Source organism: Mumia sp. ZJ430, assembly GCF_011751845.1.
Classification (GTDB): domain Bacteria; phylum Actinomycetota; class Actinomycetes; order Propionibacteriales; family Nocardioidaceae; genus Mumia.
Genome location: NZ_JAAHFK010000001.1, coordinates 528,167 through 550,636, shown reverse-complemented (window position 1 = coordinate 550,636; position 22,470 = coordinate 528,167). Strand labels below are relative to the sequence as shown.

Genomic DNA, 22,470 nt, shown 5'->3' with positions numbered 1-22,470 from the left:
TGTGACCCTAAGCCGTGCGACCGATCCCACCGCTCAGGCGCACTCGCCGGTATCGACCGGACGGAGCGCACGTGCACCGGCACGAGCCGCGTCTCCGACCTGCCCTGCGGTCAGCGCATATCCGGTCGACGAGTCGGAGATCGACGCGGCGAACACGACGCCGATCACGCGTCCCTGCTCCGAGATCACCGGGCCACCGGAGTTGCCCGAACGCACCAGCGCACGCAGGGCGTACACCTCGCGCACGACCTGGGTCGTCCCGTAGATGTCAGGGCTTCGCAGGCGCTGCTCGGACCGGATGCGCGCCGCCCGCGCATCGAACGGCCCGTTCTCGGGGAAGCCCAGGACAGCCGCCGACTGGCCCTGAGCGGCATCGGGGTCGAACGCGAGCGAGCGCGCCTCGAGGCCCGGCACCCGCAGCACGGCGACGTCGAGCGACGGGTCGTAGTAGACGACGGTCGCGTCGTACGACTCCCCACGGATCGTCACCATCGGCTGTGTGACGCCTGCGACCACGTGCGCGTTGGTCATGACGCGCTCCGACGCGTACACGAAGCCGGAGCCTTCGAGACCGCGGTCGCATTTCGCCTGACCGGTGATGCGCGCGACGCTGCGCCGCGCGGACTTGACCTCGGGCCGCTGGAGGACAGCGGGATCGGGCGCCGCAGCGGGCTTGATCGTCTCGGGAGTGAACGGTTCGAGGTAGCGCGGGAACAGCGTCGCGTCGACGACCGTGTCGAACGAGTGCAGCGCACCGCGCACGCCCTGCGGCACCACGGAGTCGACCGCGGCGAGGACCTTGGAGCCGCGTACGGCGGTCGAGGCTCCGGGGATCTGCGAGCCCGACACGGCGTAGCCCAGCGCCCAGCACACGACCAACGAGGCCACGGCACTCAGCACGACCCCGGCGACGGCGTCGATCGAGCGCGCCGGCGGGTGCGTCACGCGCTCGCGCAGCCGACCGCCGATGTGAGAGCCGGTCGCCTGGCCCGCTGAGGCGAGCACGAGCACGATGACGACTGCGAGGAGCGACCGTTGGATCCCGTGATCGAGGTTGCTGAGCAGCAGCGGAGCGGCGACCAGCCCGACCACGCCGCCCGCGAGGAGTCCCGCCATCGCGAACGCACCCGCGACGAAGCCGCGCAGGTATCCGAGGACGGCGTACGCGACGACGACGAGGACGACGACGACGTCGATGAGGTTCATCCGCGGCGCTCGCGCCCGACGGACCGCGACACGTCGGTCTCGATCTCCTCGACCATGGGGTCGCGGGCCGACTGCGGGTAGGGCACCACCCGGTCGCGGTTCCACGGGCGGTCCCAGCCGACCGTGCTGAACAGCCGGGCGACGATGCCGGCGGTGAATCCCCACAGGGTGAGCCCACGATCGACCGTGAATCCCGGCCCCAGCCACCCCGAGGGGTGCGACACCATGAACCGGTTAGCGGGATCGGTCAGCTCGGACACCGGGCTGCGGAAGACGCTCGCGACCTCGACCGGGTCGACGGCGTGCACCGGGCTCGGCCGACGCCACCAGCCGAGCACGGGGGTCACCGCGAAGTTGCTGGGGGGCAACCACAGCTTCGGCAGAGTCGCGAAGACGTCGACGCCGTCAGGCTCGAGCCCGACCTCCTCCTCAGCCTCGCGCAGCGCCGTGCCGATCGGCCCGTCGTCCTCCGGATCGGTGGCGCCGCCGGGGAACGCGATCTGCCCCGCGTGCGAGCGCATCGAGTGGGCACGCTCGGTCAGCAGCACGTCGGGTCCGGCGTCGCCTTCGCCGAACAGGACGAGCACGGCGGCCGGGCGCGCATCGTCGGGGGCGTCTGCCATCGACGGCGAGAGGAACCGCGGGCTGTCGATACGGCGGCCTGCCTCTGCGAGCGGGCGCAGCCACGACGGCAGCGCCTCGTCGTCGACCAGGCCGGCGTCGCGCGCACTCACAGCGCCACCCCGAGGTGCTCGTCGACCAGCGAGCGGAGCTGGTCGTACGAGGTGATGGGCGCGCGGTGGGTCGCCGTCACGGTGCCGTCGGCGGCGACGAAGACCGTCTGGGGAAGTCCGACCACACCGAGTGCCTTGCCAACCGTCTGCTCAGGGTCGGCAAGGAGCGGGAACGTGACACCCGCGTCCTTCGCGAGCCGCAGGGCTGCCTCAGGGTCGGGGTCCTTGTAGTCGATGCCGAGCACGGCCACTTGCCCGCCGGCCTCGTCGTGCAGCTGGGCGAGGTGGGGGAGCTCGTCGCGGCAAGGGCCGCACCAGCTCGCCCAGAGGTTGACCACGGTCGGCTTCGCGGGGAGGCCCGGGAGACTGACCGGCGCACCTCCGCCCAGGCAGTCGAGGTAGAGGCCGGGCAGGCCTCCCTCGACGGCGCCGCGGCGGTTGGTGAGCGGGCAGTCCTCGATGCCTGCCGCGGCCTTGAGGTCACGCAGCTCAGCGGTGTCGACGGCGGAGCTGCCCGAGGCGGGCTCGGACGCGGCACCGTCGCTGGGGCGCAGCTCGTCGCCTCCGCACCCGGCGACCAGCAGCACCGTCGCGAGCGCGACGGCACCGCCGCGTACGGCGCGGGTGAGCCGGGAGGTCATGCGCGACCCTCCGTACGGAGGAGCTTGGCGGCGACGTCGGGGTCCGTGGGGCCTTCGCCAAAGGACGGGCACCAGCGCGCGATCGCGCAGCCACCGCACGCGGGCTTGGTCGCGTGGCAGCAGCGGCGACCGTGCCAGATCAGCCGCTGGCTCGCCATGGTCCAGTCGCGCTTGGGGATGAGCTTGTCGAGGACCATCTCCGTACGGACCGGGTCTTTGACCGTCTCGGCGTCGACGTATCCGAGCCTGCGGCTCAGGCGCTGCACGTGCGTGTCGACGGCGAAGCCGGGGATGCCGAAGCCGTTGCCGAGGACGACGTTCGCCGTCTTGCGGCCGACCCCGGGGAGCGTCGTGAGGTCGTCCATGCGCGGCGGCACCTCACCGTCGTAGCGGTCGACGAGCGCGGTCGCGAGCGCGATGATGCGCTCGGACTTGGCGCGGAAGAAGCCCGTCGGCTTGATGATCTCCTCGACGTGGGCCCGGTCGGCCTCCGCGAGCGCGCGGGCGTCGGGATAACGTCCGAAGAGCAGCGGCCGCACCGCGTTGACCCGGCGATCGGTCGTCTGCGCCGAGAGGACCGTGACGACGAGCAGCTGGAACGGGTCGTCGAAGTCGAGCTCGATGTCGGCGTCGGGATAGGTCTCGGCGAGGACGCGGTCGTTCTTGCGGGCGCGCCGCACCAGCGCCGTCGGCGGCGCCGGCACCTCGGGAAGCTTCGACTTCGCGGGGCGAGCGGGTGTGGTCTTGGGCACGAGCCCAGGGTACGGGTCAGGGGCGACATGCATCCCCAGGACGACGTGCGAGGCCGCCGGTGGCGCCGAGTTGCCCAGATGAGGGAGACTGAGGGGGCGTGACACAACATTTCGGTCAAGGAGAACCCGTGGACAACGACGTACTTCGACAGGCACCGCTCTTCTCCGGTCTGGACGATGAGGCCGCTGAGTCGCTCGGCTCGCAGATGTCGGCTACGCGTCTGCGCCGTGGAGAGGTGCTCTTTCACGAGGGCGACGAGGGCGACCGGCTGTACATCGTCACCGACGGCAAGATCAAGCTCGGACGCAGCTCGGCCGACGGCCGCGAGAACCTCCTCGCGATCCTGGGCCCGGGCCAGATGTTCGGTGAGCTGAGCCTGTTCGACCCGGGCCCGCGCTCGGCGACCGCGACGGCAGTGACCGACTCCGAGCTCAACAGCCTCGGGCACGACGAGCTCACGAAGTGGCTCAACGACCACCCCAACGTCTCCCGCGCGCTGCTTCACCAGCTGGCCTCGCGGCTGCGTCGTACGAACGACGTCGTGGCGGACCTCGTGTTCTCCGACGTCCCGGGCCGTGTCGCGAAGGCGCTCATCGACCTCTCGCAGCGCTTCGGGCGCAAGGCCGACGACGGCATCCACGTCCACCACGACCTCACGCAGGAGGAGCTGGCGCAGCTCGTCGGCGCCTCGCGCGAGACCGTCAACAAGGCGCTCGCCGACTTCGCGATGCGCGGCTGGCTCCGTCTGGAGCCGCGCTCGGTCGTCATCATCGAGCCCGACCGCCTGGCCAAGCGCGCCCGCTAACGCCCCGGGTCACTTTCTGCGCCTCCCGGGTCACCGTCTGCGGCCCCGGGGTCACCGTCTGCCCGGAGCCTGTGGATTTCGCTGACGCCGATGAGCCAGGTCCCTGTTCGATGAGGCGATGCCCACGCTCATCCACGACGGCCGGCCGTTCCGGAGCCGCGACCACGTCGAAGCCGGCTTCCCCGGCGAGAAGGACCTCCGCCGCGCCATCGCCGCGAAAAGGCTGAGGTCGGTCTTCAAGTCCGTCTACGTGGACGGACGGGTACCCGACACCCGGATGCTCCGCGTCGAGGCGACGGCGCTCGTCACTCCGGCGCACGTGATCGTCTGCGACTGCTTCGCCTCCTGGCTGTACGGGGTGGACACCTTCCGACCCAGCGAGCGGCACCTTCTGACGCCGACCCTGCTCACTCCGCACGGTGTGGGACGGGTGCGCGCGGACGGCGTACGGGCTCGACAAGCCGTACACCTGCCGGAGTCGGACATCACGGAGATCGCGGGCATCCGTGTGACCACTCCCCTACGTACGGCGTCGGACCTGCTCCGTGGACAGTGGCGCCCGTACGCGCTGGCCGCGGCCGACGGCATGGCTCGTGCCGAGCTGGTCGAGCTCGGCGAGCTCGTCGAGTACGTCGACGAGCTCCGCGGCCTTCGCGGCGCACCCCAGGCGCGGGAGCTCGCCCAGCTCGTGGATCCCGGAGCGGAGTCCGCCGGCGAGTCTTGGCAACGGCTGCGCATCACCGACGCCGGGTTCCCCCGTCCCCGTACGCGTCTCCACGTCGTGGACGAGTGGGGGCGCGATCGCTACTTCGACATGGGCTACCGCGAGCTGCTGATCGCCTCCGAGTACGACGGCCGCGAGTTCCACACGACCGACGCGGCGAAGGCACACGACGTCGGCCGCAGAGGCTACTTCGAGAAGCGGTACGGGTGGCGCTTCGTGATCGGGACGCGCGAACGCATCTTCGGCGAGGACACTGCCTTCGAGCGCGAACTCGGCGCGCTGCTCGGGATCACGCCGCAGCCGCGACGATGGTGACCCGGGGCGCGCAGGAACCGACCCGGGGCGCGCAGGAACCGACCCGAGGCTAGGCGTCGCGGAGGTAGGCCAGCTGTGCCTGTACAGAAAGCGTCGCCGCGGGCCACAGGGCCTGGTCCACATCGGCGTAGACCATCCGCACGACGTCGTCCGCGGTGACCGCGCCGGCGTCGACGGCAGCGCGGACCTGCGCGAGCCGCTCCTGGCGGTGCGCCGCGTACGCATCGAGAACCGCGACCGCGTCGGACAGCGCGGGCCCGTGCCCCGGGTAGAGCCGGACCGGCCCCCCGACGGACGCCGCAGCAGAGCGCAGGGCGCCGAGCGAGTCGAGGTACGGGCCGAGCGCGCCGTCCGGGTAGGCGACGACCGTCGACCCTCGCCCCAGCACCGTGTCACCCGACAGCAGCGCGGCGTCCTCGCGCAGCAGGAACGACGCCGAGTCCGTGGTGTGACCTGGCGTCGCGAAGACCTCGAGACGGACGCCGTCGATCTCGATGACCTCGCCGTCGCTCAGCGGGTCGGCCTCCACGCACAGCGCCGGGTCGAAGGCCCGTACGGGCGCCGCGGCCAGCTCGGCAAAGCGGGCCGCGCCGTCCGCGTGGTCGTGGTGGCGGTGGGTCAGCAGCACGACCCCGACCGGCGCCGCCGCCTCCAGGACGCGGCGCAGGTGCGGCTCGTCGAGCTCGCCGGGATCGACGACGATCGACTGCGCGTCGGGGCCGGCGCCCGGCGCCCGCAGGACCCACGTGTTGGTGCCGTCCAGCGTCATGTGGCCGGGGTTGTCCTCGCGCAGGCAGGTCGCCCACGCGCTCACGGTCCCGCCGTCCCACCGTTCGGTCATGTCCAGCACTCCGTCATGGCTGCTCCGACTCCAGGTAGAGGGTTCCGTCGATCTCGACCAGCCGCGGCTCGATCGGCACGATGGTCCGAGCGCCCGCCGACGCGAGCACGGCGTCCGCGGACGGCATCGCCGCGATCTCGTTGCACGTGATCGCCGTCGGCGGGAGCATCGCCATCTCGCCGGAGTCCACCGAGGCGAGCGCCGCGCGCAGCGGCATCCACGAGGCGTGGTCGGCCTCGCCGGTCAGCGTGCCGACGCGCTGCCCGTGCGGCATCACGGCGACGAAGAAGCGCGTGTCGTAGCGCTTCGGCTCGAACACCGGCGTGATCCAGTGCGTCCACGCCGCCAGCAGGTCCGTACGGAGCACGAGCTCGCGGCGCGCAAGGAAGTCGGAGAACGCCAGCGTGTGCGACTCCAGCGCCTGCCGGTCGGCTTCCCAGTCGGCACCGCTGGTGTCGGAGACGACCGTGTCGGAGTCCGGACCTGCGAGCAGGACCCCGGCCTCCTCGAACGTCTCGCGTACGGCGGCGCACACAAGCGCACGGGCCACGGCCGTGTCGCACCCGAAGCGGTCGGCCCACTGCTGCGGAGTCGGACCGGCCCACGTGACGTCGACGTCGGAGTCCCGCGGGTCCACGCCGCCACCCGGGAAGACGTACATGCCCGGCGCGAAGGCCATCGAGCGCTGCCGCCGCATCAGGTATGCCTCGACACCGTACACGCCGTCACGCAGCAGCACGACCGTCGCCGCATCCTTCGGCGGCACGGCGTCGGTGCGCGCGGTGGCGGCATGCTCGGCCAGCGAGGGCGGGACAGGGACCCGCCGGATCATGCGGTCAGCTCGACGACGAGCTCGACCTCCACCGGCGCATCGAGCGGCAGGACGGTCACTCCGACCGCGCTACGGGCGTGGGCACCGGTCTCACCGAAGACGGCACCCAACAGCTCGCTGGCGCCGTTGGCGACCGAGGGCTGCCCGGTGAAGTCTGGGGTGCTCGCGACGAACACGACGGCCTTCACGACCCGGGCGACACGCGAGAGGTCGCCGCCGGCCTGCGACGCGACCGCTGCGAGGGCGTTGAGGGCGCACAGCCGCGCGCACTCGTACGCCTCCTCCGCCGTCACGTCCGCACCGACCTTGCCGACCTTGACCAACGCCCCGTCGCGCACCGGGAGCTGGCCGGAGGTGTAGACGTACGACCCCGTCCGCACCGCGGGCACGTACGCGGCCACCGGCGGGACGACGGCGGGGAGCGTCAGGCCGAGCTCGGCGAGGTTCTCCTCGGGCGTCGGCATCAGGACCCCTGGACCGGGCGCTTGAAGTAGGCCACGAGGTTCTCCGGGTTCATCCCAGGCACGATCTGGACGAGCTCCCAGCCGTCGCGACCGAAGTTGTCGAGGATCGCCTTGGTCGAGTGCACGAGGACGGGCGCTGTCAGGTACTCCCACTGCGTCATGGACCGACTGTATCCCTCGCGCGCGTTCGGCCCTCGGGGACGGCCGTTACGCTCGACAACGTGGCTGGCGACAAGCGACTGCACGTCGTGACGGGCAAGGGCGGTACGGGCAAGAGCACCGTGGCCGCCGCGCTCGCGCTCGGCCTGGCCCGCGAGGGCAGGCGGGTGCTGCTGTGCGAGGTGGAGGGGCGCCAAGGGATCGCCCAGCTCTTCGACGTGCCCCCGCTCCCGTACGAGGAGCGCCAGGTCGCGGCCTCCGACGACGGGGCGGTGTACGCGCTGGCGATCGATGCCGAGGCGGCACTCCTGGAGTACCTCGCGATGTTCTACCGGCTCGGCCGTGCCGGGCGGGCGCTCGACCGCTTCGGGGTGATCGACTTCGCGACGACGATCGCGCCAGGCGTCCGCGACGTCCTGCTCACCGGCAAGGTGTACGAGGCGGTGCGGCGCCGCGAGGACGACGGCTCCTACACGTACGACGCCGTGGTGCTCGACGCTCCGCCGACCGGCCGGATCGCGCGGTTCCTCAACGTCAACAGCGAGGTCGCCGGTCTGGCGAAGGTGGGTCCGGTCAAGCGCCAGGCCGACTCGATCATGACGATGATGCGGTCACGGCGTACGGCCGTGCACCTCGTCACGCTCCTCGAGGAGATGCCGGTGCAGGAGACGATGGACGCGATCAACGAGCTGACCGACGTCGAGCTGGGGATCGGCCACGTGATCGTCAACCAGGTCCTCCCGTCCCCACTGACCGACGAGGCCGCGGAACGCGTCGCGAGCGGCGCCCTGAGCGGCGCCGCCGTCACCCGCAGCCTGCGACGGGCCGACCTCGAGGTCGACGCCGGCGCGAGTGCGGCGCTGCTCGACGAGGGACGCCAGCACGTGGGGCGCCAGCGCCTGCAGGCGCACCAGCGCGCGGTCCTCACCGAGGCGGGTGCCCCGGTCGTGGAGCTCCCGCACCTCGAGGACGGGGTCGATCTCGCCGGCCTCTTCGCGCTCGGCGCGCTCCTCGTCGACGGAGGCGCCCGGTGAGCCCGGCCGGGTCGGGCGGCCGCGCCTCGCACACCGCGCCGAAGCCCCGTACGCCCTCCCGGACGCGCACGCTGGCCGGTCCCGCCGGCGCGCCGGCGCCCGTCCTCGACGTCGACGCGGTCCTCGACGACTCGACCACCGAGATCATCGTGTGCTGCGGCTCGGGCGGGGTCGGCAAGACGACGACGTCCGCCGCGCTCGCGTTGCGTGCCGCAGCGCGGGGGCGGCGCGTGTGCGTGCTCACCATCGACCCGGCGCGGCGTCTCGCGCAGTCGCTGGGGTTGACCGAGCTCGACAACGTGCCGCGCCCGGTGAAGGAGGCCGGCGCCGACGGCGGCTCGCTCGACGCGATGATGCTCGACATGAAGCGGACCTTCGACGAGGTCGTGGAGGCCCACGCCTCGCCGGAGAAGGCCGCGCAGATCCTCGCGAACCCCTTCTACCAGGCGCTCTCGAGCTCGTTCGCGGGCACGCAGGAGTACATGGCGATGGAGAAGCTCGGGCAGCTCCACGCCGAGGCGGTCGCGGGCGGCGAGGGCGAGGATCGCCGGTGGGACCTCATCGTCGTCGACACCCCACCCTCGCGTTCGGCGCTCGACTTCCTCGATGCACCCGAGCGGTTGTCCTCGTTGCTCGACGGACGGCTGATCCGCCTCCTGCTCGCGCCCGCGAAGGGCCCGGCCAAGCTGTTCTCCGCCGGGTTCGGCATCGTCACGACCGCGCTCAACAAGCTCCTCGGCGCCCAGGTGCTGACCGACGTGCAGACGTTCGTGGCCGCGTTCGACACGCTGTTCGGCGGATTCCGTCAGCGCGCCGAGGCCACGTACGCGCTGCTGCAGGACTCGGGCACGGCGTTCCTCGTCGTCGCGTCGCCGGAGCCGGCCGCCATGCGAGAGGCGTCGTACTTCGTGGAGCGGCTCGGCCAAGAGGCGATGCCGCTCGCCGGGCTGGTCGTCAACCGGATGACGACGCCCGAGCTGCTGCTCGACGGCGACGAGGCGCACGCCGCGGCACGGCGGCTCCGGGCGCGGCCTCGGGCGACGCCCGACGACGAGGCGGTCGCCGCCCTGCTGGACGTGCACGCCCGCGGCGAGCGTGTCGCCGAGCGCGAGCGCCGGGTGGTCATGGGATTCGCGGCCGCGCACCCGCGCGTACGAAGGGTCGAGGTGCCCGCCCTCGCGACAGACGTGCACGACCTCGACGGCCTGGCAGCGATCGGTGAGCTGCTGGGCGCGCCGGCGACGATCGCGTAGCAGATCAGACGAGCGCAGGCGCCTTCGACGGCTGGCTCGTGCGGGCGGCTTCGAGCAGCGTGCGCCACGAGGTCACGTTCGGACGACGACGCAGCAGCGCGCGACGCTCCCGCTCGGTCATCCCGCCCCAGATCCCCCACTCGATGTCGTTGTCGAGGGCCTCGGCGAGGCACTCGAGCTTGACCGGACAGGACCGGCACAGCTGCTTGGCGCGGTTCTGCTCCGCGCCCTTGACGAACAGAGCGTCCTGCGATTCCTTGCAGGCGGCCACGGTCGCCCAAGATTCGTTCCATGTCATGATCTGGACACCTTCCCCGAGAGTGCACCGACTCTGCCGGTGATATCTCCAGCCTGACGGTGACGAAACACATGTAACAGACCTCTGGGGATGGTTCGGACTAGTCCTTTCGGACTATCTCTTGGTGCCTCACCCACGCTCCCGTACCCTGGGGCCCATGAATCTGGGGACCGATCGGGACGACGACGGCATGGGCACAGCGCGAGCGATCGGTTCCATGGCGCTGCTCAGCCTTTTTGCCGGCGTGCTCGTCGCCGGGCTCGCGATCCCGGTCGCTGCCTTCGTGGGTGTGACGTCCAACAGCGTGGCCCGCGGGTTCGACGAGTTGCCGCTCGAGCTGCGGGAGACGCCGATCCCTCAGCGCTCCAAGGTGCTGGCTGCCGACGGCTCCCTCGTCACCTACTTCTACTCCCAGAACCGCCAGGACGTCCCCCTGGCGAAGATCGCGCCCGTGATGCAGCAGGCCGTGGTCTCGATCGAGGACGCGCGGTTCTTCGAGCACGGCGCCATCGACATCAAAGGCACGGTCCGCGCGCTGGTCAACAATGCGACCGACGGCCAGACGCAGGGTGGCTCGTCGCTGACCCAGCAGCTCGTCAAGAACATCCTCATCCAGCAGGCGGCGACGCCCGAGGAGCGCAAGGCCGCCACCGAGGTGACGCCGGCCCGCAAGATCCGCGAGCTCAAGTACGCGATGAGCTACGAGGAGAAGCACAGCAAGCAGCAGATCCTCGAGAACTACCTCAACATCTCCTACTTCGGTGACGGCACGTACGGCATCGGCGCCGCAGCCCGGCACTACTTCTCTGTCAGTGCCGCCGACCTCGACCTGACGCAGGCGGCGACGCTGGCAGGTCTCGTCAAGAACCCGGTCGAGTACGACCCGGTGACCTACCCCGAGAACGCGCTGCGCCGACGCAACATCGTGCTGTCGACGATGCAGGCGCAGGGCCTCATCACACCCGAGGTCGCCAGGACCGCGATGGGTCAGCCGCTCGGGCTCAAGATCACGACCTTCTCCAACGGCTGCGTGAGCACCAAGGCGCCGTTCTTCTGCGACTACGTCCGCCGCTACCTGCTCCAGGACAAGTCGCTCGGCAAGAACGAGGACGAGCGCCTCCACCGCATCGAGACCGGTGGCCTGACGATCAAGACGACGCTGGAGCCGAAGTTCCAGAAGGCGGCTGACAACTCGGTCGAGAACCGCGTGTCGCCGACCGACAATGCGATCGGCGCTCAGGCTCTCGTGGTCCCCGGCACCGGCGCGGTGCGTGCGCTCGCGCAGTCGCGGCCGATGGGCAACAGCAAGAAGGCCGGCCAGACCTACATCAACTACACGGTGCCCAAGGCGCTCGGCGGCGCCAACGGGTTCCAGGCCGGCTCGACGTTCAAGGTGTTCACCGCTGCCGCCGCGCTCGACAAGGGCTACCCGACGTCGACCTTCTTCAACTCGCCGCAGTCGATGAACATCAGCGGGTTCTCGCAGTGCGACAGCCAGGGTGCGGGGTCGTGGCAGGTCAGCAACTCGACCGGAGCCGGCGGCTTCGACATGACCCGCGGGCTCCGCCAGTCGGTCAACACCTACTTCGCCCAGCTCGAGCGCCTCGTCGGGCTCTGCGCGACCACCAAGATGGCCAAGAAGATGGGCATGCCCGTCGAGGACGTCGACGACACCTTCCCGTCGTTCACGCTCGGTACGCTCGACGTGAGCCCGCTCGACATGGCAGCGGCGTACGCGACGTTCCCGGCACGCGGCGAGTACTGCAAGCCAATGCCGATCACCGCGATCACCGGCCCCGACGGCGAGACGGTCATGGACTACAAGCCGGCCTGCGAGAAGGTCCTGTCGCAGGCGGCCGCCGACTCGATGAACCAGATCCTGCGCGGCGTCCAGTCGTCCGGCGGGTTCGGCTCGGCGCTGCAGCTCAACAAACCGTCCGCGGCGAAGACGGGCACGACCCAGGCGAGCCGTGCCGTCTGGTACATGGGCTACACGCCCAAGCTCGTGACGTCGTCGATGATCGCCGGCGCCAACCGCGACGGCCACTGGAAGTCGCTGATCGGCACCGCGCTCAACGGCACCACGATGTCGTTCAACTCCGTCGGCGGCGCCGCGCTGGCTGGTCCGATGTGGGCCGACACGATGCGCGCGATCCAGGACGACCTGCCGTACGCCAACTTCAACAGCCCCGGCAGCCTCGGCGCTGCACCCGCGGACACGCCTCGCGCGCCGAAGAAGGAGCCGAAGAAGGACAAGAAGGGCGACGGTGGCGGCGACGGCGGCAACGACCGACCGGGTCGTGGCAACGGCGGCAACGGTGGTGGCGGCGGAGGCCGCGGCGACGACGAGTGACCGCGCTCAGTTGACCCGGTGATGAGGGTGGGTGCCGGCCTCAGGCGCCGAGCTGCGTACGGACCTCGGCCGCGAGTGCGGCACCGTCGACGCGGCCCTCCGTACGGGGCTTGAGAAGCCCCATCACCTTGCCCATGCCGCGCATGCCCTCGTCCGCGACACCAGCCTCGGTGATCGCGTCGGACACGAGGGCGCGCACCTCGTCCACACTGAGCTGCGCGGGAAGGTACTCGGCGAGGATCACGGCCTCATCGCGCTCCTTCTGCGCCAGCTCGGGACGGTTGCCGGAGTCGTACGCCTCGGCGGCCTCTCGGCGCTTCTTGGACTCCGAGGTGATGACGCGCTGCACCTCGTCGTCGGTGAGCTCCTTGGCCTCCGTACCGGCTGTCTCCGCACGGCTCACGGCGGACAGCACCATGCGCAGCGTCGACGCGCGCAGACTGTCGCGCTCCTTGATGGAGGTGGTGAGGTCCTGTCGCAGCCGATCCTTGAGCTCGCTCATGCCCCCATCATCGCCCAGCCTTCGGCTCGCGAGCACACGGATTCCCCACCAGCGGTGTGGCACCCTTGCTGCGTGCACACCGTGTCGAAAGCCTTCATCGCGACAGCGACCGCCGGTGCGGGGGCGGTGGCGTACGGGGCGCTGTACGAGCGCAACGCGTTCGTCGTCCGCGAGCACGACCTCCCGGTGCTCCCCGCGGGCGCCCACCCGATCACGGTCCTGCAGATCTCCGACGTCCACATGACGCCGGGCCAGGCACGCAAGCAGCGCTGGCTGCGCAGCCTCGCCGAGTACGAGCCTGACCTCGTCGTGAACACCGGCGACAACCTTGCGCACCTCGACACGCTGCCCGCGCTCCTCGACGCCTACCACGACCTGCTCGACGTGCCCGGAGTCTTCGTCTTCGGCTCGAACGACTACTACTCGCCGACCGTCAAGAACCCCGCCCGCTACCTCCTCGGCCCCTCGGGTCAGCGGCGCCGCTCGCCGGACCTCCCGTACGAGAAGATGCGCGCCGCGTTCACGGAGGCGGGGTGGCACGACCTCAACAACGCGACCGCCCGCCTCGACATGCGCGGCGTGTCGCTGGCGTTCGCGGGCCTCGACGACCCCCACGTGAACCGCGACGACCTCGACGCGATCCCCGACCGTGCCGACCGGACAGCCGATCTCGCCGTCGCCGTCGTCCACGCCCCCTACCTGCGCGCGCTCGACGCCTTCAACGCCCAGGGATACCCACTGATCCTGGCCGGGCACACCCACGGTGGACAGCTGCGGGTGCCTGGGTTCGGAGCGCTGGTCACCAACTGCGACCTCGACCGCCGACGGGCGCGAGGCCTTCACCAGCACCGGATCGCGGGGCGTGACGCGTCGTGGCTGCACGTGTCCGCGGGGTGCGGGACGTCGCCGTACGCGCCGGTGCGCTTCGCATGCCGACCCGAGGCGACGGTGCTCCGACTGCGTCCGGTAGACTCTCCGAGGAACTGAGCGCGGGACTCTCGCGGAGACGTTCTGCTCGTACGACGTACGAGGGCCACGGGGTGTGGCGCAGCTTGGTAGCGCGCGTCGTTCGGGACGACGAGGCCGCAGGTTCAAATCCTGTCACCCCGACAGCAGACATGCAGGACCCTCGAGCCATCAGGCTCGAGGGTCCTTGTCGTTTCCGGGACGCGCGTGTGCGAACGTCGAACGCCATTCCTGCTGCCGTCCGGGGCGCCCTCGGACTGCGCACACGTGGTCCTCCCGTCACCGTGGAGGAGATGGACGCCGCGATCGCGGACGTGGTGACTGATCGGAGATCGGGCTGGATTCGAACGTCGTCATCCGGTATGCCGTTCGCGACGACGAGGATCAGGCCGGGCGAGCCGACGCCGTCGTCGACGGCCTGAGCGCGGACTCGCCCGGATACGTCAGCCTGGTCGTGCTCACCGAGACGTGGTGGGTGCTCGATCGGGCGTACGCCATCGCGCGAGATCGACGGCTGGAGTTCTTCGAGGCCCTCCTGGACGCACAAGAGCTCCGCACGGCGAGTCCCGACCTCGTCCGCGCCGCGCTACGACGTACGCGCCGAGGCGCGGACTTTGCCGACGCGCTCATCACCGAAGCAAGCGCGGCTGCAGGCTGTACGCGCGTGATGACGCTCGATGAGCGGGCCGCGAAGCATGCCGGGATGACCCTGATCACCTGACCGCGGTCATCCCGGCGCCGTCGCTTCAGCGAGGTCAGCGGCGCGAGATCCTGACCCGGCGTGTGTCGAGGCTGCCGCTCAGGTGACCCGGCCGTACGGCGACGATGCGGACCTTGAGCCGCTTGCCGCGGTCCTTGCGCGTGACCCGGTACGTCGCCTTCGTCGCTCCCCGGATCTTCTTGGCGCCGCGGAACCACTGGTAGCGCAGGCGGGTCGGTGCCGGCGCGAACCCGGAGGGGGCGAGACGAGCGATCCGCAGGCGCTTGCCGACCTTCTTGACGCCGACGATCCGCGGTCTCGGTGCCCGCACGTAGCGGGGCGCGACGCCGTACCGCACCCTCGCCGACGGCGCGGACCGCGCACGACCGAGCGCGTACGTTCCCTGGGCGGCGATCACCTCCACCGTGAGCCGCCGGCCGCGGTCGGCCGCGAGAAGCCGGTGAGTTCTCGCCGTCGCCCCGGCGATCACCACACCGTCACGCAGCCACCGGTACGCGTAGTGCGACGCGGCGGGACTCCAGGCGCCGGGGTCGACCGTGAGCACGTCTCCGACCCGAGACACGCCACGGATCGTCGGTCGTCTCGTGGCGAGGAGGAGCTGGCCGCCCAGCGGGGCCACCACGGTCGTGAGGTTGGGGTTGCGCGCGGTGAGCTGGTTGTTCGAGTTCCGTCCGATACCCCGCGCCACGCCGTCGGCGGTGCGCACCAGGGTGTGGCTGCTGTTGGTCGCGGAGATCCCGACGACCTCGGGCGTGACACGGTCGGTGATGCTCGCGAACGAGACCCGGTGAAGCGCGATGCCGCCCACCTGCCCCCACGCGTTGCTGCCGACGGCGTACGCCTCGCCGTCCGAGCCGATCGCGACCGTGTGGTTCTCACCCGCACTGATCGCCACGGCGGTGACCCCGGTGGTGAGCGGCCGCATCAGCATCAACGTCGTACGGTCGCCCGTACCGGAGATCTGACCGAGGTCGTTGAGGCCTGTGCCGTACAGCCTTCCGTCGTCCAGCAGCACGACCGAGTGGCGCCACCCGGCCGCGACCCCCACGGGGACCCTGCCGGCCGGCAACCCGGTCAGCGGCGTCAGCGTCCGTCGGGAGCCGGTGCCGGTCAGCTGGGACCGGTCATTGAGTCCCGTCCCGTAGACGACGCCGTTGTCCGCGACCACGAGCGTGTGCAGGGCGCCGGCGGAGATCGCCGTCGCGCGCACGCCGGCGGGCAGTCCCACCAGCGGCATGAGGGTCGAGCGGTTGCCCGTCCCGGTCAGCTGGCCGCTCACGTTCGCGCCCGTTCCCCGCACCACGCCGTCCGAGCCGAGGACGAGCGTGAACCCGTTGCCTGCGGCGACGTCGACGGCACGCACCCCGGCAGGCATCCCCGTCAGCGGACGCAGCGTCGCCACGTCTCCCGACCCCGTGAGCTGCCCCGCGCCGTTCTCCCCGGTCCCGTACACCCGCCCGTCGGAACCTCGTACGAGCGAGAACCACGTCGGCCCCGCGGCGACCGAGACCGCTCGTACGCCCGACGGCAGGCCCGACATCGGGGTCAGGGTGGTCCGCGCGCCGGTGCCGGTCAGCGAGCCGTACAGGTTCACGCCGGTCCCGTACGGTCTCCCGTCCTGCCCGATCACCACCGAGGCGACGTTGCCGGCGGCGAGGGAGAGCGCGACCTCGGCCGGTGCCGCTCGGGCAGGGCTGCCGGTCATGGTGGCCGTGCTGGCGAGCATGGCGGAGACGGTCAGGAGGACGAGGCGGCGCATGCGGGTGCTCGATTCGTACGGAGTGACGAGACGTCAGGTCGTTCGTAGTCTCAGCGCGACGCACCCCGGCCCGTATCCGTGCCGACCACCAGAGTGTGGGCTCAGGCGAAGAAGGCGGGCAGCGCGGCGCGTTCGCGGATCGCGAGCTTCCGGAAGACGTTGGCGAGGTGGTACTCGACGGTGCGCTGCGAGATCACCAGACGCTCCGCGGCGTCGGCGTTCGACAACCCGGCCGCGACCTCCCGTGCCACCTCGAACTCGCGGGGCGTGAGCTCGGCGAGGGGTGACGCGGTGTCGGTGAGGGGTGCCCGACGCGCCCCGCACGCCGCCAGCTCCGACCGGGTGCGGGCCGTCCACGCGTCCGCTCCGAGTCGCACGAACTCACCGAGCGCTGCGTCGAGGTGCCGGCGCGCGTCCGCCTTGCGCCGCATGCGGCGCAACCGCAGGCCCCAGCAGAACTGCGTGCGTGCGCGTTCGAACCCGTGGGTCGCGCCGTCATGCAGCCGGACCGCGCGCGCGAAAAGCGCGTCGACGTCGTCGGGGCCGGCGAGAAGGGCCCGACAGCGCGCCGCCCACGCGAGGGACAGCCCGTGCTGGTCCCGAAGGGCCCGGGCCTCGTACGCGGCCAGGTCAGGGAGCAGCTCGTCCTCGCGTCCGCAGTGCCAGTAGGCCTCGAACTGGTTGGGGAAGCGGGCGACGTACGCGAGGTTCTCGCCGCCCGTCGCGCGCTCCAGCGCCGTCGCCTCGTCGAGCGCGTCCGCCGCAGCGGCGAAGTCGCTCGTGGACAGCAGCAGCATCCCTCGGACGCACGCCTCGCTGTGCGCCAGCGCGGGGCTCTGGCGCTCGACGACCTCCGCGCCTCGGGCCAGCAGCGCGAGGCACTCGTCGCGATGCCCCTGGCACGCCTTGAGGTAGGCGTGGCGCAGCAGGATGTGCGCGTACGGCCCGGTGAAGTCGTGATCGCGCGCCGCCCCCTCCGCAGCGGACAGCTCCAAGACCGCACGGGACCACTCACTGCGCCGTTCCCACACGATCATGGTGATCGCGTTCGACGACAGCCGCGCCGCACTCTCGCCACCGGTGACGCGGGCCAGCTCCTCGCAGCGACGTGCGACGTCGACGCATCCGTCGAGATCGCCCAGGTGCGACACGGCGAGACCGGCGAACCCGAGCGCCAGGGTCGGGTCGGAGCCGCCGTCGGCGACGACGGTCTCGAGCCAGTCACCGCGCAGGAAGCCGCCTGCGCCCTCGACCCCGGTCATCAGGTCGAGGACGTCCAGGAGGGCCCGGTGCAGCGTGGGGACCCGCTCGTCGGTCACCGCCGCGCGCAGACGATCGGCGTACCCGCGGGCACGGCCGACATCTCCCCAGGCCATCGCGAGCGACACCACCGCCATCACGAGATCGAGACCGGCTGCGGCGGTGCCCTCGCCTGGGTCCGGGGCCCGTCGTACGAGGGTGAAGCCGAGGTGCGCGTACGCGTCGAGGTCGACGGGTGGGTCCTCCTGCGACCAGAGCGTGGCCATCACGAGCAGCGTCGCCCACCGTGCCCGCGTCGGATCATCCGGCGCTCCGTCGACGAGTTCGCTCAGCACGCGCATCGCGGGGCCTGCGGCCCTGGCCTGCATGTACGCCTGGGCGGCGCGGGCGGTGAGCTGGCTTCGCTCGGGCCCGGTCGGCGTGCGCGCTGCCGCCGACTCCCACGCGAGTGCGGCCTCTGCCGGCGCCTCCTGACGGGCAGCCTGCTCCGCCGCCGCCACGAGCGCGGCGACGACGAGGCTGTCGGGAACGTGAGCGACGTGCCGGAGATGGGAGGCGTGCCGTACCGGATCGTCGCGGAAGCACTCGGCGAGGATGCGGTGCGCGTCCTCGAGCTCGCGGACCGTCGCCGACGCCTGGACGGCGGCTCCGAGGCTCGGATGGACGGGAGCCCATCGCTCGTCCCGTACGGCGACGAGCCCGAGGCGTTCGCCCAGATCGAGGTCGTCACGGCTCAGGCCGGCGGCGGCCAGGGCACGTGTCGTCGCGGCGGTGTCGAGGTCGTCCAGCGCCACGAGCAGCACGGCGAAACGGCCGGCGTCGGTGAGCGCCTTGATCCGCGGCGCGTACAAGGTTTCCAGCGACGGGCCCACGGGGAGCCGTACGGGGAGCGGCTCGCGTCCGCGGCGCTGCGCGGGCCGCAGGTCGAGCGGCACCTCCGCCAGCGCGAGGGGAAGCCCGCCCGTCTCGGCGGCGATGCGTTCGGCCACGACGGCGCTCATGCCGGCGTGGCGGGCACGGAGCATCGCGAGCGACTCCTGGTGCGACAGCGGCTCGAGCATCAGCGTGGTCCCGACGCCGCGAAGCCCGTCGGGCTCGCGGGTGCCGAGCCAGAACGTGACGGGGTCGGCGTCGAGCCGGCGCGCCGCGAACACGAGGGCCTGGCGGGTCGAGGAGTCGAGCCACTGGACGTCGTCGACAGCCACGACGACCGGGCCGCGGGCCGCGGCGAGCTCGGAGAGGAACCAGACGAGCGCGCTCGCCACCGGGAGTCGTTCGACAGGTTCAGCTGGAGCGAAGGCGACGGCCCCTGCGAGCGCCCGTCCCCGAGGCTCGGCGTGGCCGGCGAGCTCCGCGGCGAAGGGGGCCAGCAGCTGGTGCAGCCCGGCGTACGGGAGGTCGGACTCGGCGACGTGCCCGGCAGCGCGCAGCAGAGTGACCTCCGGCGCGAGGGACCGTACCGAAGCCTCGAGAAGGGCGGACTTCCCGCTCCCGGGGGCTCCCGCCACCACGGTCGTCCGCGACCTGCCGGCACGGGCGTGCGCCACGGTGGTCGCGAGGACCGCGAGCTCCTCGTCGCGCCCGATCAGCATGCGGACCTCCCTGCGCGACAGGGTATCGGCGTTCGTGCCGTGGCGGTCGCTCTCCGGCAGGCTCGTCCTGCCTCACCCTCGGCGGGCGATGCGATTGAGCTGTAGGCGACGGACCGTGAGGCTATGGCCACCACGTACTCCGAGGACCACCCAGACTTCGTCAACGCCGATCGCGGGTTCGTGGGCACGATCTCTCCGGCGACGATCACCGACGCCGCGGGCAACGTCGTTTTCGACGCCGACGCGCTCGCGTTCGTCACAGGCGAGACGCCCGATACGGTCGATCCGAGCCTGTGGCGGCAGGCGAAGCTGACCGGGCGGCACGGCCTGTACGAGGTGGCGCCCGGCTTCTCCCAGGTCCGCGGCTTCGACATCTCCAACATGACGCTCGTCGAGGGCGACACCGGCGTGATCGTCATCGACCCGCTCGTCAGCGCGGAGTGCGCCGCCGCGGGCTTGGCGCTCTACCGGGAGCATCGTGGCGACCGTCCGGTCACCGCCGTGATCTACACGCACGCGCACATCGACCACTTCGGCGGCGTGCTCGGGGTCGTCGACGCGGACACCGACGTGCCGATCGTGGCACCGGAGCACTTCCTGGAGCACGCAGTTTCGGAGAACGTCTACGCCGGGGTCGCGATGCTCCGGCGCGGCTACTACTACGACGGCCATCCGCTGGACGCGACGCCGGAGGGCTCGGTCGGCATCGGCCTCGGGCCGCGCGCGTCCGCCGGGACGATCGGTCTGATCCCTCCGACGCTCGACATCACGCGTACCGGCCAGGAGGAGACGCTCGACGGGGTGCGGTTCGTCTTCCAGCTGACACCGAACACCGAGTCGCCGGCGGAGATGAACTTCTTCTTCCCCGACCACCGGGTGCTCTGCATGGCGGAGAACGCCACGCACGTCATGCACAACCTCCTGACGCTGCGCGGCGCACAGGTGCGGGACTCGCGGATCTGGTCGCGCTACCTCGCCGAGGCGGTCGAGCTGTTCGCCCACGATGCCGACGTCGTCTTCTCGTCGCACCACTGGCCGACCTGGGGGTCGGACGCGATCATCGACTTCCTCACCGACCAGCGCGACCTCTACGCGTACATGCACGACCAGACTCTGCGGCTGATGAACCAGGGGTACGTGGGGGCGGAGATCGCGGAGATGCTCCCGATGCCGGCGTCGCTGAAGGACGCTTGGAGCACACGCGGCTACTACGGCTCGCTCAGCCACAACGTGAAGGCGATCTTCCAGCGCTACCTGGGCTGGTACGACGGCAACCCGGCTCACCTGTGGCAGCACCCGCCTGAGGTGCAGGCGGCGCGCTACGTCGAGCTGCTCGGCGGTGTCGACAAGGTCGTGGAGGCCGTCGACCGGTACGCCGACGCCGGGGACCTGCGCTTCGCCGCGGAGCTGGGCAGCCACGCCGTCTTCGCGGACCCGACGAACGCGCCGGCGCGTGAGGCGCTGGCCAACGTGCTCGAGCGCCTGGGGCTCGGCGCCGAGAACGCGACCTGGCGCAACTGCTTCCTGACCGGAGCTCACGAGCTGCGTGGTGGCCACCCGGCCGGCTTCGTGTCGTCGGCGGGTATGGTCAGTGCGCTCACGGTCACGCAGCTGTTCGACACGATCGCGATCCGGCTCGACGGCACGAAGGCGGCCGGGACCACCGCCAGCATCCGGTGGGAGCTCACCGACAGCGGCGAGACGTACCGGATGGAGCTGTCGAACGGCGCGCTCGTCCACTTCCCGACGCGGCGCGACGACAGCGCGGACGTCACCGTACGGCTGACGAAGGCGCAGCTCCTCGGCCTGCTCGGATCAGCGTCGCTCGACGGCATCGACGTGGAGGGCGACGCCTCGGTGCTCACGACGCTGCTCGCGTTGACCGACGAGCCCGATCCCATGTTCCACGTCGTCGAGCCCTGAGCCCGCGGAAAGTGACCCGGGAGCGGGCGGAGAGTGACCCGAGAGCGGGCGAGAGTGACCCGGGGGTTAGTCGGGGAGGGTGGGCATCGCGAAGCCCTGGCCGCGCTTCACAAGCGAGGCGCGCAGCACGGCGTCGGACCCGAACCGCTCTCGTACGTCGTCGAGCGCGAGGTCGAGCGACGCGGAGCCCGGCTCGCCGAAGGGCAGCTCGAGCTGGACGCCCTCGTACGTGTCGAAACCGCTCACCGCGACGCCGACCAGCGTGCAGCCACGTTCGGCGATCATCGGCGCGGCGACGTCGAGGAGCGAGCGCGCGACGAGGAGGACCCGGTCGGTACGGGCGGTCGGACGCGGCAGCGTGTGCGAGCGCGTCGCGCGGGTGAAGTCGTCGAAGCGCAGGCGCAGCGTGACCGTACGGCCCTCACGCTCAGCCTTGCGCATCCGGCGCGTGACACGATCGACGAGACCGGCGAGCGACGCGTCGATCTCGGCCATGTCCTTGGGTCGCCGGCCGAGCGCCCGCTGCGCCCCCACCGAACGACGGCGTCGTCCGGTCTCGACGCGTCGCGGGTCCTGCCCGTTGGCGAGGGCGTGGAGGTGGTAGGCCGCGGCGCGCCCGACGTACGCCGCGAGCGCGTGCGGAGGCACCGCCGCGAGGTCGCCGATCTGCTCGATGCCACGTGCCCGCAGCTTCGCGCCGGTCTTGGCACCGACACCCCACATCCGCTCGACCGGCAGCGGGTGCAGGAACGCCCGCTCGCCGTCGACGGGGACGACGAGCAGCCCGTCCGGCTTGGCGTACGCGCTCGCGATCTTGGCGAGGAACTTGGTCCGCGCGACGCCCACCGTGATCGGGAGCCCGACCTCGTCGCGCACCCGCTCACGCAGGCGCGCGGCGATCGCCTCGGGCGATCCGACGAGGCGCGCCAGCCCGCCGACCTCCATGAACGCCTCGTCGATCGAGATCGGGTCGACCAGCGGCGTCGTGTCGCGGAAGACCTCGAAGACGGCCTTGCTCGCCGCCGTGTACGCCTCGAAGCGCGGCGACGCGACGACCGCTCCGGGGCACAACGCCTTGGCCTCGACGATCCCCATCGGAGTCCGGACCCCGTACGCCTTGGCCTCGTAGCTGGCCGCGACGACCACCCCACCCCCGACCAGCACCGGGCGCCCGCGCAGCGACGGGTCGTCGCGCTGCTCGACCGACGCGAAGAACGAGTCGAGATCAGCGTGCAGGATCGTCGCCTCTCCGTTCATCGAACATATGTTCGCATACATCTCCAGGCGGCGGAAACAGAACTCAGCGAGCCTTCACCTCGCGTCCACCTGGCCCTC

Annotated in this window: 21 protein-coding genes and 1 tRNA gene; 9 read left to right on the top strand and 13 right to left on the bottom strand. The window is 71.4% G+C overall.

From position 1 onward, the window contains the following. Positions 1-33: 33 nt before the first annotated feature. From HCT63_RS02650 to nth, 4 genes are read right to left on the bottom strand one after another with little or no spacing between them, the layout of a single operon-like run. Positions 34-1,206, bottom strand: coding sequence for a MarP family serine protease (locus HCT63_RS02650; RefSeq protein ID WP_167001221.1), 1,173 nt, complete (start codon positions 1,204-1,206; stop codon positions 34-36). Next, positions 1,203-1,940 carry a CoA pyrophosphatase gene (locus HCT63_RS02645; protein ID WP_208322232.1) on the bottom strand — a complete coding sequence of 246 codons (738 nt, stop codon included), beginning with the start codon at positions 1,938-1,940 and terminating at the stop codon, positions 1,203-1,205. Before HCT63_RS02645 ends, HCT63_RS02650 begins: the two co-directional genes overlap by 4 nt. Then, positions 1,937-2,581 (bottom strand): TlpA disulfide reductase family protein, encoded by a 645-nt coding sequence (locus HCT63_RS02640; RefSeq protein ID WP_167001219.1) that lies wholly within the window; start codon positions 2,579-2,581, stop codon positions 1,937-1,939. The genes HCT63_RS02645 and HCT63_RS02640 overlap by 4 nt, the downstream gene beginning before the upstream one ends. Further along, on the bottom strand, positions 2,578-3,333 hold the full coding sequence (gene nth, locus HCT63_RS02635) for an endonuclease III (RefSeq protein ID WP_243842855.1): 756 nt from the start codon (positions 3,331-3,333) through the stop codon (positions 2,578-2,580). Before nth ends, HCT63_RS02640 begins: the two co-directional genes overlap by 4 nt. Before the next feature lie 128 nt (positions 3,334-3,461). Here nth and HCT63_RS02630 point away from each other — a divergent pair, with 128 nt between their 5' ends. Both HCT63_RS02630 and HCT63_RS02625 read left to right on the top strand, forming a co-directional pair. Next, positions 3,462-4,139 (top strand): Crp/Fnr family transcriptional regulator, encoded by a 678-nt coding sequence (locus HCT63_RS02630; RefSeq protein ID WP_167001217.1) that lies wholly within the window; start codon positions 3,462-3,464, stop codon positions 4,137-4,139. 118 nt (positions 4,140-4,257) lie between these two features. Continuing rightward, on the top strand, positions 4,258-5,178 hold the full coding sequence (locus tag HCT63_RS02625; protein WP_167001215.1) for a hypothetical protein: 921 nt from the start codon (positions 4,258-4,260) through the stop codon (positions 5,176-5,178). A gap of 49 nt (positions 5,179-5,227) precedes the next feature. Here HCT63_RS02625 and HCT63_RS02620 read toward each other — a convergent pair whose 3' ends face one another. From HCT63_RS02620 to HCT63_RS02605, 4 genes are read right to left on the bottom strand one after another with little or no spacing between them, the layout of a single operon-like run. Further along, positions 5,228-6,019, bottom strand: a complete 792-nt coding sequence (locus HCT63_RS02620) for an MBL fold metallo-hydrolase (protein ID WP_167001213.1) — start codon at positions 6,017-6,019, stop codon at positions 5,228-5,230. 13 nt (positions 6,020-6,032) lie between these two features. Next, positions 6,033-6,851 carry an NUDIX hydrolase gene (locus tag HCT63_RS02615; RefSeq protein WP_167001211.1) on the bottom strand — a complete coding sequence of 273 codons (819 nt, stop codon included), beginning with the start codon at positions 6,849-6,851 and terminating at the stop codon, positions 6,033-6,035. Continuing rightward, positions 6,848-7,315 carry a RidA family protein gene (locus tag HCT63_RS02610; protein WP_167001209.1) on the bottom strand — a complete coding sequence of 156 codons (468 nt, stop codon included), beginning with the start codon at positions 7,313-7,315 and terminating at the stop codon, positions 6,848-6,850. The genes HCT63_RS02615 and HCT63_RS02610 overlap by 4 nt, the downstream gene beginning before the upstream one ends. After that, a complete protein-coding gene (locus tag HCT63_RS02605; protein ID WP_167001207.1) occupies positions 7,315-7,476 on the bottom strand; it encodes a DUF4177 domain-containing protein in 162 nt (53 codons plus the stop codon). The genes HCT63_RS02610 and HCT63_RS02605 overlap by 1 nt, the downstream gene beginning before the upstream one ends. A gap of 60 nt (positions 7,477-7,536) precedes the next feature. Between HCT63_RS02605 and HCT63_RS02600 the strand changes: the two genes are divergently transcribed. Both HCT63_RS02600 and HCT63_RS02595 read left to right on the top strand, forming a co-directional pair. Continuing rightward, entirely contained in the window at positions 7,537-8,508 is a 972-nt protein-coding gene (locus HCT63_RS02600) for an ArsA-related P-loop ATPase (RefSeq protein WP_167001205.1), read from the top strand. Positions 8,509-8,579: 71 nt separating this feature from the next. After that, entirely contained in the window at positions 8,580-9,761 is a 1,182-nt protein-coding gene (locus HCT63_RS02595; protein ID WP_208322297.1) for an ArsA-related P-loop ATPase, read from the top strand. 4 nt (positions 9,762-9,765) lie between these two features. On the opposite strand, the gene HCT63_RS02590 is transcribed toward HCT63_RS02595, so the two are convergent. Beyond that, complete coding sequence (locus HCT63_RS02590) at positions 9,766-10,059, bottom strand: WhiB family transcriptional regulator (RefSeq protein ID WP_167001202.1); 294 nt, start codon at positions 10,057-10,059, stop codon at positions 9,766-9,768. Positions 10,060-10,216: 157 nt separating this feature from the next. Here HCT63_RS02590 and HCT63_RS02585 point away from each other — a divergent pair, with 157 nt between their 5' ends. After that, positions 10,217-12,412, top strand: a complete 2,196-nt coding sequence (locus HCT63_RS02585; RefSeq protein WP_167001200.1) for a transglycosylase domain-containing protein — start codon at positions 10,217-10,219, stop codon at positions 12,410-12,412. 40 nt (positions 12,413-12,452) lie between these two features. Here HCT63_RS02585 and HCT63_RS02580 read toward each other — a convergent pair whose 3' ends face one another. Beyond that, positions 12,453-12,914, bottom strand: a complete 462-nt coding sequence (locus tag HCT63_RS02580) for a GatB/YqeY domain-containing protein (RefSeq protein WP_167001198.1) — start codon at positions 12,912-12,914, stop codon at positions 12,453-12,455. Positions 12,915-12,986: 72 nt separating this feature from the next. On the opposite strand from HCT63_RS02580, the gene HCT63_RS02575 reads away from it, so the two are divergent. The 3 genes from HCT63_RS02575 (at position 12,987) to HCT63_RS02565 (ending at position 14,601) form a co-directional block, all read left to right on the top strand. After that, complete coding sequence (locus HCT63_RS02575; protein WP_167001196.1) at positions 12,987-13,901, top strand: metallophosphoesterase; 915 nt, start codon at positions 12,987-12,989, stop codon at positions 13,899-13,901. Between the two features lie 49 nt (positions 13,902-13,950). Then, positions 13,951-14,024: transfer RNA gene (locus tag HCT63_RS02570), tRNA-Pro, on the top strand. Between the two features lie 187 nt (positions 14,025-14,211). After that, a complete protein-coding gene (locus HCT63_RS02565) occupies positions 14,212-14,601 on the top strand; it encodes a type II toxin-antitoxin system VapC family toxin (RefSeq protein ID WP_167002253.1) in 390 nt (129 codons plus the stop codon). Between the two features lie 34 nt (positions 14,602-14,635). Here HCT63_RS02565 and HCT63_RS02560 read toward each other — a convergent pair whose 3' ends face one another. Together HCT63_RS02560 and HCT63_RS02555 are read right to left on the bottom strand one after the other, a co-directional pair. Then, positions 14,636-16,360 carry a hypothetical protein gene (locus tag HCT63_RS02560; RefSeq protein WP_167001194.1) on the bottom strand — a complete coding sequence of 575 codons (1,725 nt, stop codon included), beginning with the start codon at positions 16,358-16,360 and terminating at the stop codon, positions 14,636-14,638. Between the two features lie 101 nt (positions 16,361-16,461). Beyond that, on the bottom strand, positions 16,462-19,212 hold the full coding sequence (locus tag HCT63_RS02555; RefSeq protein ID WP_167001192.1) for a LuxR family transcriptional regulator: 2,751 nt from the start codon (positions 19,210-19,212) through the stop codon (positions 16,462-16,464). A gap of 123 nt (positions 19,213-19,335) precedes the next feature. On the opposite strand from HCT63_RS02555, the gene HCT63_RS02550 reads away from it, so the two are divergent. After that, positions 19,336-21,135 (top strand): alkyl sulfatase dimerization domain-containing protein, encoded by a 1,800-nt coding sequence (locus tag HCT63_RS02550; RefSeq protein WP_167001190.1) that lies wholly within the window; start codon positions 19,336-19,338, stop codon positions 21,133-21,135. A gap of 66 nt (positions 21,136-21,201) precedes the next feature. Here the strand turns inward: HCT63_RS02550 and dinB are convergent, their stop codons facing one another. Beyond that, positions 21,202-22,392, bottom strand: coding sequence for a DNA polymerase IV (dinB, locus tag HCT63_RS02545; RefSeq protein WP_167001188.1), 1,191 nt, complete (start codon positions 22,390-22,392; stop codon positions 21,202-21,204). Positions 22,393-22,470 lie beyond the last annotated feature (78 nt).

What these genes read in the sequence shown, in the direction of transcription:
- HCT63_RS02580 (WP_167001198.1), bottom strand. Translation starts at nt 12,914, where the DNA reads ATGAGCGAGCTCAAGGATCGGCTGCGACAGGACCTCACCACCTCCATC.
- HCT63_RS02640 (WP_167001219.1), bottom strand. Translation starts at nt 2,581, where the DNA reads ATGACCTCCCGGCTCACCCGCGCCGTACGCGGCGGTGCCGTCGCGCTC.
- HCT63_RS02650 (WP_167001221.1), bottom strand. Translation starts at nt 1,206, where the DNA reads ATGAACCTCATCGACGTCGTCGTCGTCCTCGTCGTCGTCGCGTACGCC.
- HCT63_RS02605 (WP_167001207.1), bottom strand. Translation starts at nt 7,476, where the DNA reads ATGACGCAGTGGGAGTACCTGACAGCGCCCGTCCTCGTGCACTCGACC.
- HCT63_RS02620 (WP_167001213.1), bottom strand. Translation starts at nt 6,019, where the DNA reads ATGACCGAACGGTGGGACGGCGGGACCGTGAGCGCGTGGGCGACCTGC.
- HCT63_RS02555 (WP_167001192.1), bottom strand. Translation starts at nt 19,212, where the DNA reads ATGCTGATCGGGCGCGACGAGGAGCTCGCGGTCCTCGCGACCACCGTG.
- HCT63_RS02610 (WP_167001209.1), bottom strand. Translation starts at nt 7,315, where the DNA reads ATGCCGACGCCCGAGGAGAACCTCGCCGAGCTCGGCCTGACGCTCCCC.
- HCT63_RS02590 (WP_167001202.1), bottom strand. Translation starts at nt 10,059, where the DNA reads ATGACATGGAACGAATCTTGGGCGACCGTGGCCGCCTGCAAGGAATCG.
- HCT63_RS02585 (WP_167001200.1), top strand. Translation starts at nt 10,217, where the DNA reads ATGAATCTGGGGACCGATCGGGACGACGACGGCATGGGCACAGCGCGA.
- HCT63_RS02550 (WP_167001190.1), top strand. Translation starts at nt 19,336, where the DNA reads ATGGCCACCACGTACTCCGAGGACCACCCAGACTTCGTCAACGCCGAT.
- HCT63_RS02560 (WP_167001194.1), bottom strand. Translation starts at nt 16,360, where the DNA reads ATGCGCCGCCTCGTCCTCCTGACCGTCTCCGCCATGCTCGCCAGCACG.
- dinB (WP_167001188.1), bottom strand. Translation starts at nt 22,392, where the DNA reads ATGAACGGAGAGGCGACGATCCTGCACGCTGATCTCGACTCGTTCTTC.
- HCT63_RS02625 (WP_167001215.1), top strand. Translation starts at nt 4,258, where the DNA reads ATGCCCACGCTCATCCACGACGGCCGGCCGTTCCGGAGCCGCGACCAC.
- HCT63_RS02615 (WP_167001211.1), bottom strand. Translation starts at nt 6,851, where the DNA reads ATGATCCGGCGGGTCCCTGTCCCGCCCTCGCTGGCCGAGCATGCCGCC.